We start from the raw sequence: 2,557 nt of genomic DNA, 5'->3' as shown, positions 1-2,557 counted from the left end.
TGTCAACGGCCATGTAGTTCGCCCCGCAGGCGGCCAGGGATCTGCCCCGCTGGCGGCCAGCTGGATGTCCCCGACGGCGGCCAGATAACTCCCCACCGTCGTGTGGACTCGGTCAGCTGAAGGGCTTCACTCCCTTGCCGGTGGTGGCCTGGGTGAGCCGGTAGCTGTCACCCTGGGTGACGACGATGTGGGCGTGGTGCATGAGCCGGTCGACTGTGGCGGTGGCCAGGGTCTTCGGCATGATCTCGTCGAACCCAGACGGGTGGAGGTTGCTGCTGACCGCGATCGAGCGGCGCTCGTAGGCGGCGTCGACCAGCCGGTAGAAGCCTTCGGCGGCGTCCGGAGAGACGGGCAGCAGGCCGATGTCGTCGACCAGGATCAGGTCCGAGCGGATGATCCTGGCGAGCGCGCGGGCGATCGAGTCGTCCGCGCGGTGCCGGCGGACGAGTGCGCCGAGGTCCTCGATGGTGAACCAGGCGACGGTCATGCCGGACTCGACCGCGGCCTGGCCGAGCGCCTCGGTGAAGTGGCTCTTGCCGGTGCCGGACGGGCCGCAGACGCAGAGATTCTCCCGACGGCCCACCCATTCAAGGGACTTGAGCGCGTCCTGGGTGTGCCTGGGGATCGCGGAGGCGGTCTCGTCCCAGTCGCCGAAGGTCTTGCCGGTCGGGAAGCCGGCCCGCTTGCGGCGGGTGTGCAGGTTCGCCCGGTCGCGGCCGGCGGCCTCCTCCGAGAGCAGGACCCTCACCACCTCGGCCGGGTCCCAGCGTTGGGCCTTGGCGGTGGGGATGATGTCGGGCAGCGAGCGGCGGATGTGCGGGAGCTTGAGCCGCTTGGTCAGTTCGATGGCCTCGGCCAGCGGATCGCCGTTGGTGCCGTGGACGGTTCGGAGCGGGGTGGCCATCAGGACGGGTCGCTTTCATCGTGGTCGAGCAGAGCGTTGACGCCGAAGGAGGACCAGGCGGAGGTGCCCGGCTGGAGCGAGTGCTCCTCGCTGCGGCGGGTGGGTTCGGCCTGTCCGTGGACGGCCTGGTAGTCGAGGATCGAGAGCAGGTCCTTGTCCGCGAAGCGGCCGGTGACCGCCGCGGTGCCCAGTGCCCGATCGACTTCCTCGGCGGAGAAGAGCTTGGCGAGGGCGACGGCCTGGGCCATCTTCGCCTTCATCCGCCGGGTGCCGGCCGCGGCAGCCTCGACCAGCCAGCTGGCGGCGCCGGGGCCGAGCTGGAGGAACGCGGCCTCCTCGACGCTGGTCGCCTTCGGCGTGCGGTCGGCTTCCTTGTTCTCGCGCGGCGGGTAGTGGGCGTCGTCCAGCACGGGCGAGCCCGGCTTGCCGACCTGGTGGCGGGCGACCTCGCGGGCGGTGCCGCTGCCGTCGACCGCGGTGACGATCAGCTCCTCGCCGTGGAAGCGGGCCCAGACCCGGGTGTCGATCAGCTCGTGCGGGACCGAGTAGCGCACCGCCTCGACCGAGATCGTCGCGTCCCAGTTGACCCTGCGGGTCGTGCCGAACGCCGCGGTGAACGGCTGGCGGGGCAGCGGGTGCAGCCGTTGCTTCTCCTCGGCGAGGCGGTCGACGGGCTTGCGGCGGGTCTCGCGGTGGGTGCGGGAGTTGACCTCGTCGCAGAACTGGCGGCAGGCGGCCTCCAGTTCGCCGAAGGTGCGGAACTCCTCGCGCAGGTTCACGTCCTTGGGCACCAGGTCGGCCTTGGCGATCCGCACCGTCGCCTCCGAACCGCCCTTCGACTCCGGATCGGCCGGCACGCAGGTGCGGATCGTGGTGCCGTAGTGCCGGGCGACCTCCACGATCTCCGGGTTGCGGACCGCGATCCCGGCGATGTGATCGGTCGTCACCGTCTTCTCGTTGTCGGTCAGTACGTAGGCCGGCACCCCGCCGATCCGCCGCAGCGTGGTGTCCAGGCAGGCCGTGACCGTCGGCAGGGTCTTGTCCCAGATCGGGATCACCACCCGGAACCTCGACCAGGCCAGCCACGCGCAGAACAGCGTCGTCTTGCGGCCCTTGATCACCGGGCCGTCGCCGAAGTCGTACTGCAGCCAGAGACCCGGCTCGGTCACCCATGGTCGGTAGACGCGCCGCTGACCGGCTCTGAACTGGGCCTTCGCCTCGGCGACCGTGCGGCGGGTGGTGCGTTCCCCGCCCGTGAAGCCCATCGCGACCAGGCGCCGGTGCACCACGTCCGAGCGGATGCGGCCCTGCGAGCGGACCACCAGCTCCTCGATCTTCGGAAGGTAGTCGTCGATCGCGCGGGCCCGGTGCCGGCGCTGGCCCGGCTCCAGGCCGGCCTCGCGCATCTTCACGTACCGGGCCACCGTGTGGTGGTCGCACCCGGCCAGCTCGGCCGCAGCACGGTAACTGCCTGTGAGGTCGTATGCCTCCAGGATCTCCATGATCTCCCTGCTGTTCTTCACCCGCTCCAGCGTCGCCGAGCGGGAACCAATCGGGCGAGCGGGGAGATATCTGGCCATACGCGGGGAAACCCGTGGCCATCAGTGGGGCGCTATATGGCCGCCCACGGGGAGGATGTCATGGCCGCCGTCA

The 2,557-nt window shown here is 70.6% G+C and carries 2 protein-coding genes; both read right to left on the bottom strand.

The genetic code is table 11. The annotated features are described in order from the left end of the window. Window positions 1-112: 112 nt before the first annotated feature. Entirely contained in the window at window positions 113-904 is a 792-nt protein-coding gene (gene istB / locus OO57_RS37495; protein ID WP_033257363.1) for an IS21-like element helper ATPase IstB, read from the bottom strand. Then, window positions 904-2,427: an IS21 family transposase gene (gene istA / locus OO57_RS37490; protein WP_033257362.1), complete on the bottom strand. Its 1,524-nt coding sequence runs from the start codon at window positions 2,425-2,427 to the stop codon at window positions 904-906. Before istA ends, istB begins: the two co-directional genes overlap by 1 nt. Window positions 2,428-2,557: the final 130 nt, after the last annotated feature.

This window comes from Kitasatospora phosalacinea (assembly GCF_000717185.1).
In the GTDB taxonomy this organism is placed as follows: domain Bacteria; phylum Actinomycetota; class Actinomycetes; order Streptomycetales; family Streptomycetaceae; genus Kitasatospora; species Kitasatospora phosalacinea_A.
This window is presented reverse-complemented; position numbering and strand designations above follow the sequence as displayed.

Excerpts from the sequence above, each read along its gene's own strand:
- istB (WP_033257363.1), bottom strand. The coding sequence starts at position 904 with ATGGCCACCCCGCTCCGAACCGTCCACGGCACCAACGGCGATCCGCTG.